Source organism: Sphingomonas sp. OTU376, assembly GCF_038440415.1.
Classification (GTDB): domain Bacteria; phylum Pseudomonadota; class Alphaproteobacteria; order Sphingomonadales; family Sphingomonadaceae; genus Sphingomonas; species Sphingomonas kyeonggiensis_A.
Genome location: NZ_JASATQ010000064.1, coordinates 20,692 through 29,088 on the forward strand (window position 1 = coordinate 20,692; position 8,397 = coordinate 29,088).

At 69.9% G+C, this 8,397-nt stretch carries 4 protein-coding genes; 3 read left to right on the top strand and 1 reads right to left on the bottom strand.

The genetic code is table 11. The features are described 5' to 3' along the window. Positions 1–161: 161 nt before the first annotated feature. The 3 genes from addB to trxA all read left to right on the top strand — a co-directional run bounded on the left by addB (position 162) and on the right by trxA (position 7,060). Positions 162–3,095, top strand: a complete 2,934-nt coding sequence (addB, locus tag AAHM44_RS20370) for a double-strand break repair protein AddB (protein WP_342251120.1) — start codon at positions 162–164, stop codon at positions 3,093–3,095. A 149-nt stretch (positions 3,096–3,244) separates the two neighbouring features. After that, positions 3,245–6,685, top strand: coding sequence for a double-strand break repair helicase AddA (gene addA, locus AAHM44_RS20375; protein WP_342251121.1), 3,441 nt, complete (start codon positions 3,245–3,247; stop codon positions 6,683–6,685). Positions 6,686–6,739: 54 nt separating this feature from the next. Next, positions 6,740–7,060: a thioredoxin gene (gene trxA / locus AAHM44_RS20380; protein ID WP_184167254.1), complete on the top strand. Its 321-nt coding sequence runs from the start codon at positions 6,740–6,742 to the stop codon at positions 7,058–7,060. Between the two features lie 47 nt (positions 7,061–7,107). Here the strand turns inward: trxA and argJ are convergent, their stop codons facing one another. Continuing rightward, on the bottom strand, positions 7,108–8,334 hold the full coding sequence (argJ, locus tag AAHM44_RS20385; RefSeq protein WP_342251122.1) for a bifunctional glutamate N-acetyltransferase/amino-acid acetyltransferase ArgJ: 1,227 nt from the start codon (positions 8,332–8,334) through the stop codon (positions 7,108–7,110). Positions 8,335–8,397 lie beyond the last annotated feature (63 nt).

The following is an 8,397-nucleotide window of genomic DNA, read 5'->3' on the forward strand; positions in this document are numbered from 1 at the left end:
CTCAGGCCGTATCCCGACCCCTCAACACATTCCTTCATCCCCGCGAAGGCGGGGATCCATTCTGGCTGACCGAAATGAGTCCCATTGCCTTCAGCGACAATGGATCCCCGCCTGCGCGGGGATGACGATAGAAGGGCGATGCTCTAGGCTTTCCCGAACCCATGCCCGACGCCCTCCACCTCTACACCATCCCCCCGCACCGCGCCTTCGCGGATGCGCTGGCGAACGGGCTGATTCAGCGCTTCGGTAGCGACCCGATGGGCCTCGCCCGCGGCCTCGTCCTGCTCCCCAACAACCGCGCCAAGAAGGCGATCCAGGACGCGTTCGTCCGCGCCAGCGGCGGCGGCCTGCTGCTGCCCCGCCTCGTCGCGGTCGGCGATCCCGAGCTCGACGAAGCGGTGTTCGATGCCGCCGCCGATCCCGATCCCGTGCCCCCCGCGGTCACCCCGCTCCAGCGCCAGCTCATCCTCGCGCGCCTCATCCAGCAGGCCGAACCCCGCCACGACGCCGCCGAAGCCGTCCGCCTCGCCGGCGAGCTTGCCGAGACGCTCGACCAGCTGCTGATCGAGGAAGTCCCGCTCACCCGCCTGACCGATCTCAAGTTCGAAGGCGAGTTGCAGAGCCATTGGGACAAGTCGCTCAACCTGTTCCGCATCGTCCTCGAGCGCTGGCCCGGCGAACTCGCCCGGCTCGGCCGCATCGATCTCGCCGATCGCCGCCGGAGGCTGATCGACAAGGTGGCGAAGCGCTGGACCGCCAATCCGCCGCAAGGTTTTGTCTGCGCCGCCGGCATCACCGCCAGCGCGCCCGCCATCGCCCGGCTCCAGCGCGTCGTCGCCGGGCTGCCCCACGGCATGGTCGTCCTCCCCGATCTCGCCATCGCCATCTCGGAGGCCGAGTGGGACATGCTCGGCCCGCACGCGCCCGATCCCGTCACCGGTCGCCGCAAGCGCAACCTCGAGACCCACCCGCAATTCCACCTCAAGCTCCTGCTCGAGCGCATGTCGGTCCACCGCAGCGAGTTCGATCCGTGGATGTTCGCCAGCGAGCATGACGCCGCGCCCTCGCGCAGCAAGGCGATCGCCTCGGCGATGCAGCCGCCCGAACTCACCCATGGCTGGACCACGCTGCCCGAGCATGAGCGCCGGCTCGACGGCGTCCGCGTCCTCGAAGTCGCCACGCCCGCCGAGGAAGCCCAGGCGATCGCGCTGGCGCTCCGCCAGGTGCTGGAGACCCCCGAGCGCACCGCCGCCCTGGTCACGCCGGACCGCGCGCTTGCCCGCCGCGTCGCCGCGCACTGCGCCCGCTGGGGCATCACCGTCGACGATTCCGCCGGCCAGCCGCTCTCGATCCTGCCGCCCGGCACCTTGCTGCTCGCGCTCGCCGATGCTGCCGCCCAGCGCTTCGCCCCGCTGCCGCTGCTCACCCTGCTCAAGCACCCGCTGGTGATGCCGGAGACCCGGCCGGAATGGCTGGAAGGCGCCCGCCTGCTCGATCGCGCCCTGCGCGGCCCGCGCCCCGCGCCGGACCTCGCCGGCATCGACCGCCATCTGGCGGAGCAGGAGGGCAGGGACGGCCCCATCCGCAAGGCCGCCCAGGCCTGGTGGCCCACCGCCAAGGCACTGCTCGCTCCGCTCGAAGCCGCATTCGGCGCCGGCACCCAGCCGATCCCCGCACTCCTCGCCGCGCTCCGCGAAGCCGCACAGGCCCTGGGCGGCGACGCGCTATGGAGCCGCACCGAGGGCCGCGCCGCCGCCACCCTGCTCGACGATCTCGAACGCGAAGCCGTCGACGGGCCCCAGCGCGCCGAACCCGACACGCTCGCTCCGATGCTGCGCACGCTGATGGACGGCATCGCGGTGCGCCCGCCCCAGGGCGGCCATCCGCGCCTCGCCATTCTCGGCCAGCTCGAAGCGCGCCTGCAGACCGCCGACCTGATGATCCTGTCGGGCCTCAACGAAGGCGTCTGGCCAAGTCTGCCCGCGCCCGACCCCTGGCTCGCCCCGCGCATCCGCGCCGAGCTCGATCTGCCCGGCCTCGAACGCCGCATCGGCCTCGCCGCGCATGACCTTGCCGGCGCGCTCGGCGCCCCCGAAGTGCTGCTCACCCGCGCCCGGCGCGACGCTACCGCGCCGACGATTGCGTCGCGCTTCTGGCTGCGCCTCGAAGCACTGTCCGGAGGCCTCGATCGCGCGCCCGATCTCGCCGCCTGGGTTCGCGCAATCGACAATCCCGGCATCCATGAGTACGCCAAGCAGCCTGCGCCAAAGCCTCCGGTGGAAGCCCGCCCCAAGGCGATCTCGGTCACCGAAGTCGATCGGTTGAAGGCCGATCCCTATGCCTTTTACGCCCGCCGCATGCTCAAGCTCGCGCCGCTCGATCCGGTCGATGCCGATCCCAGCGCGGCGTGGAGGGGCACGGCAGTACATGACGTTCTTCAGAAATGGTTCGAGCTCGATAATTGCGATCCGGCCAGGCTCCGTGCCCGCGCCGAGGCGATGCTGGTCGATGAGCGCACCCATCCGATGATGCGCGCGCTCTGGCAGCCGCGCCTGATGGAAGCGATCGACTGGATCGCCCGCCAGATCGCCGAGAACCCGGACCGCAAGGTGCTCGCGGTCGAGCTCGACGGCGATATCGAGTTCGAAGGGGTGAAGCTGCGCGGCAAGTTCGATCGCATCGATCGCCTGGCCGATGGCAGCCTCGCGATCATCGACTACAAGACCGGCCAGCCTCCCAGCACCCGCGCCGTCCGCGCCGGGTTCAGCCTGCAATTGGGTCTGCTCGGCCTGATCGCCGAGCGTGGCGGGTTTGCCGACATCGAGGGCATCGCGCGTGCCTTTGAGTACTGGTCGCTCGCCCGCTCCCCGCGCACCGGCGGCTTCGGCTATGTCGACAGCCCCGTCGATCCCAAGAAGAAGGAGCCGATCCCGGTCGAGGATTTCGTCACGATCGCCGCCCGCGAGTTCGGCGATGCGGTCCGCAGGTGGCTCACCGGCGACGAGCCCTTCACCGCCAAGCTCCACCCCGAATATGCGCCCTATGCCGAGTATGACCAGCTGATGCGGCTCGACGAATGGTATGGCCGTGAGTGAGTTGCGCTCAAGCCTCACCCTTCCGCCGCCTTTGGCGGCTCCCTCCCTCTCCCAAAGGGAGAGGGATTTCTCTCCCGCTCCCCTTGGGAGCGGGAAGGGGCCCATCGCGCCAGCGATGGGAAGGGTGAGGGTGACCGAAGGTACCGAAAATGTCTGAAGTCCGCCCCCTCCACAAACTCAAGGGCAACCAGAAGGCCGCCAGCGATCCCGGCCGACATATCTGGCTCTCCGCCTCGGCCGGCACCGGCAAGACCCAGGTGCTCGCGGCGCGCGTCTGGCGGCTGCTGCTCGGCGGCACCGATCCCGGCGCGATCCTCTGCCTCACCTTCACCAAGGCGGGCGCGGCGGAAATGTCCGAGCGGATCACCAGTCGGCTCGCCCGCTGGGTGCGCGCGTCGGACGCCGAACTCGCCGCCGACCTCGAAGCGCTGGGCGAGAACATCTCGCCCGCGGGCCGCGAAAAGGCCCGCCAGCTCTTCGCCAAGGTGCTCGACGCGCCGGGCGGCGGCATCCGCATCCAGACGATCCACAGCTTCTGCCAGTCGCTGCTCGCCGCCTTCCCGATGGAAGCCGGCCTTGTCCCCGGTTTCCGCCCGCTCGACCAGCGCGAGGAAGCCGTGCTCTCCCGCGAGGCGCTGGCCGAGATGCTGGTCGATGCCGAGCGCGACGGCCGCGGCTGGATCGTCGATGCGGTCGGCGCGCTGTCGCTGCGGCTGGGCGAGGGCAAGGCCGAGGATTTCCTCAAGGCCTGCGCCCGCGAAGGCGAAGCGCTTGCCGCACTGCCGATCCTGATCCAGCCCTATCTGCGCGAAGCCCTTGGCCTGCCGCTCGGAGACGTGGACGCCGAGATCGCCCGCCGGTGCGCCGACGACGCGTTCGACCTGGCCAGCCTGCGCGCGCTCACCGTGATGAACGCGGATTGGGGCACGGGCAGGGGGCTCGAGCGCGCCGACATCGCCGCAGCCTGGCTCGGCAGGAGCCCGGAGGCCCGCGCCGCCAGCCTTGCCGATCTCCATTCGATCTGGGCCACCGCCAAGGGCGAGCCGCGCTCCTTCGGCAAGGGGCAGGCGCCGCAGGACCCGTCTTACGCCGACTACGCCATGCGGCTGTTCGACAGCTGCAGCCAGCTGCTCGGCATGAAGACCCAGGCGGCGTACGCGGACCTGCTCGCCCGCGGGCTGGAGGCCGGCCGCGTCTATGCCGAGACCTATGGCCAGGCGAAGCGCCGCCTCGGCGCGGTCGACTTCAACGACCTTATCCACCGCACGGTCGCGCTGCTCGCCGAGCCGGGCATGGGCGAGTGGGTGCGCTTCAAGCTCGATACCGCGACCGAGCATGTCCTGATCGACGAGGCGCAGGACACCAATCCCCAGCAATGGGCAATCGTCAGCGCGATCGCCGACGAGTTCTTTGTCGGCGAGGGCGTCCGCGCCACGACGATGCGCACGCTGTTCACCGTCGGCGACTACAAGCAGGCGATCTTCGGCTTCCAGGGCACCGATCCGATCTTCTTCCGCGCCGCCTTCGAGCGTTTCCTCGCGCTGTCGCGGGTCGAGGCCGATCCCGACTACGAATTCGACGAGGACAAGCCCGAGCCCCGCGAAGTCGAGGAGCTGTCGCTCACCCACAGCTTCCGCTCGACCCGGCCGGTGCTCGAATTCGTCGATGCCGCGCTCGGCGCGCTGCCCGCGCCCGGCATGGGCGAGCTGTCGGACAGCCAGGAACATGCCAGCGAAGTGCCCGGCCCCGGCACCGTCACGCTCTGGCCGCCGGTCACCGAGGGCGGCAGCGAGGCGGACGAGGAGGAATGGGTCAGCGATGCCACGCGCGAGCTGGCCGGGCGCATCGCGCGGCAGGTCCGCGAATGGTGGCAGGGCGGCATGATGCTGGAGAGCAAGGGTCGTCCGCTCCAGCCCGAGGATGTGATGATCCTGGTCAAGCGCCGCGGCGAGCTGGCCTCGCTGATCGTCGCGCGGCTCTATGCCGAGGGCGTGCCGGTGGCCGGCGTCGATCGCCTGCGGCTGAATGCGCCTTTGGCGGTGCAGGACCTGCTCGCCGCGATCCGCTTCGCGCTCCAGCCAGAGGACGATCTGTCGCTCGCCTCCCTGCTCGTGTCCCCCTTGATCGGCTGGACGCAGGAGGAGCTAATGGACGCTTCTGTCCGCACCAGTGGCGGACTCTGGCGTCACCTGCGCCGGACGCAGCCCGAGGAGCGTCTGGCGCCGCTCTATGCACTCCTCGCACGCGCTGACATCGCCACCCCCTATCGCTTTCTGGAAGAACTACTTTCCGGTCCGCTGGATGGTCGCCGCAAGCTGTTGCGCCGGTTGGGCGAGGAAGCCCGCGATCCGATCGAAGAACTGCTCAATGCGACGCTCAACTTCGAAAAGGTTGCGACCCCGTCCTTGCAGCGATTCCTCGACTGGTTCGATCGCGGCGATGTCGAGATCGTCCGCGATGCGGCCCAGCCCCAGGCGGCGGTACGGGTGATGACCGCCCACGGCGCCAAGGGCCTGCAGGCGCCTTTGGTCATCCTTGCGGACGCCACCGTCGATCCCACGCGCTCCCCGCGTGACTTTCTGGGATGGGAACCGTCTGGTGCGTCCGGAAAGCTGCCGATCTTCCGGCCCCGCGCCGCTGAGCGCGGCGTGCTGGCCGAAGTCATCGAAACGGCCGATGCGCGTGAACTTAGTGAACATTGGCGTCTATTCTATGTGGCCGCCACCCGCGCCGAGGAAAAGCTGGTCGTTGCCGGGGCTTTGGGCCCGATGGCCAAGGGCGTGCCCCCGGCAAAGAGTTGGTACGCCGCCAGCGCCGCCGCGCTCGACGCGCTCGGCGTGCCCGAGGGAGAAGTACGCGAATTCAGAGGCTTGAAGCCCCAGCCGCCGGTGGCGGTGAAGCCGCGCCCGGCCGAGGTCGCCACCGAAGTCGCGGTCCTCCCCGACTGGGCCCGCCGCCCGGCCCCCGAGGAAGCCCGCCCGCCGCGCCCCCTCGCGCCCTCGTCCTTGGGTGACGACGCGGTCGCCGATCCGCCCCCCACGCCGGCGCTGCGCGCAGCCGCCGAACGCGGCCGTCTCCTCCATGCGCTTTTCGAGCGATTGCCGTCGGTTAGCCCTTCGGATCGCCATGCCGCAGCCGAGCGCTGGCTGGCCGGGGCGGGGGGCGTGGCCGATGCCGCCCTCAGGGCGGAACTGGTCACGGCAGCCCTGGGCGTCACCGAGAACCCCGATTTCGCCGCGCTTTTCGGACCTGATTCCCTCGGCGAGGCCCCGATCGCGGCCGTGGTGGGAGAGGGCGTGGTCGTCTCCGGCACGGTCGATCGGCTCGTGGTCACGCCGGAGAATGTCCGGGTGATCGACTTCAAGACCGGCCGCCGCGCCCCCGCGACACTGGCCGAGATCCCGCCCTATCACCTCCGCCAGATGGCCGCCTATGTCGCTGCGCTCAGGGTGATTTTTCCCGGGCGCACGGTCGAGGCCGGGTTGCTCTACGCGGCGGGCCCGGTCCTCCATCTGCTGCCCGAGGAGGTGCTGGCGGCGCACAAGCCCGGCTTCGTGCCCACGGAGCAAAGCTTGGCCCTGCGCGCTTGACCCTGCGCGGGTCGATCATAGATTAGACCCCGACATCGTATCAGGAGTTCTTCCATGGCCACCAAGGCTACCACCGACGCCACATTCGCAACCGACGTTCTCGAGTCCGGCAAGCCCGTGCTCGTCGATTTCTGGGCGGAGTGGTGCGGCCCCTGCAAGATGATCGCCCCCGCGCTCGAGGAACTCGGCGAGGAGCTGGCCGATCAGGTGCAGATCATCAAGATCGACATCGACGAGAATCCCGATGCCCCGACCAAGTATGGCGTGCGCGGCATCCCCACGATGATCCTGTTCAAGGACGGCCAGCCGGCCGCCACCCAGGTCGGCGCAATGCCGAAGAGCGCGATCAAGCAGTGGGTGCAGAGCAAGCTCTGAGCTGATTGCATCCCGGTCCGGCAGGAGCTGGACCGGGAGCCCGCCGATCAGCTGCGGTAATCCGCGTTGATCGAGATGTATCCGTGCGTCAGGTCGCAGGTCCACACGGTGGCGCGGCCTTCGCCCAGCCCGAGCTCGACCCCGACTTCGATCTCGCGGCCCTTGAGGTGCTCGGCAACCGGCGCCTCGTCATAGCCTTCCACCGCCAGCCCATCGCGGGCCACCTGGGTGGCCCCGAAGCGGATCGCCAGCTTGTCGCGCTCGGCAGGCTCGCCCGCCTTGCCCACGGCCATCACCACGCGACCCCAATTGGCGTCCTCGCCGGCGATCGCGGTCTTCACCAGCGGCGAATTGGCGATCGACATCGCGATGCGGTGGGCGCTCGCGTCGCTCTCGGCGCCTTCCACCGTGATCTCGATCAGCTTCTGCGCGCCTTCACCGTCGCGCACGACGAGCAGCGCCAGCTGGTGGCAAAGGTCCTTGAGCGCGGCCCGGAAGGCGTCGGCGCCCGCATCCTCGTCGCTCGCCAGCACCGCGTTGCCCGCGCTGCCGGTGGCGAAGGCCAGCACGGTGTCGCTGGTCGAGGTGTCGCCGTCCACGGTGATGCACGAGAAGCTCTTGCCATTGGCGTCGCTCAGCGCGGTCTGCAGGAAGGCGGGGTCGACCGCCGCATCGGTGAAGATGAAGCCGAGCATCGTCGCCATGTCCGGCGCGATCATGCCCGATCCCTTGATGATCCCCGCCAGCTGCACGGTCTTGCCGCCCACCACCGCGCGGGTCACTGCGCCCTTGGCGAAGGTGTCGGTGGTCATGATCGTCGCGGCGGCGTCCTCCCAGCCGCACGGCTCGGCGGTGAAGGCGTTGTCGAGCCCGGCCTCGGCCTTGTCGATCGGCAGCGGCACGCCGATCACGCCGGTGGAGGCGACGAACACGTCGGAGGGCTGGCAGCCGAGATGCGCGGCGGCGCGGGCGGCGATCGCCTCCACGGCGGCGCGGCCGCGATTGCCGGTGAAGGCGTTGGAGTTGCCGGCATTGACCACAAGCGCCCGTGCGGTGCCCAGCGGCAGCGCCTTGCGGCACCATTCCACCTCCGGCGACGGGCATTTGCTGCTGGTCAGCACGCCTGCCACCGCCGTGCCCGGCGCCAGCTCGACAAAGGTCAGGTCGCAGCGGTCCCAGTTCTTGTAGCGCGCCCGCGCCACGCGCGTGGTCACGCCGGGGATCACCGGCAGGGCGGGGAAGGGCAGCGCGAGCGGGGAAGGTTCGATGGACATGGGCCAACCTGTTGCTAAGTTGCCGACCGCTTCGGGCAAGCGGGGGGAAAGATCAATGGTTTT

Bases quoted from the DNA above. Each gene is read 5' to 3' on its own strand.
- argJ (WP_342251122.1), bottom strand. From the start codon at position 8,334: ATGTCCATCGAACCTTCCCCGCTCGCGCTGCCCTTCCCCGCCCTGCCG.
- trxA (WP_184167254.1), top strand. From the start codon at position 6,740: ATGGCCACCAAGGCTACCACCGACGCCACATTCGCAACCGACGTTCTC.
- addA (WP_342251121.1), top strand. From the start codon at position 3,245: ATGTCTGAAGTCCGCCCCCTCCACAAACTCAAGGGCAACCAGAAGGCC.
- addB (WP_342251120.1), top strand. From the start codon at position 162: ATGCCCGACGCCCTCCACCTCTACACCATCCCCCCGCACCGCGCCTTC.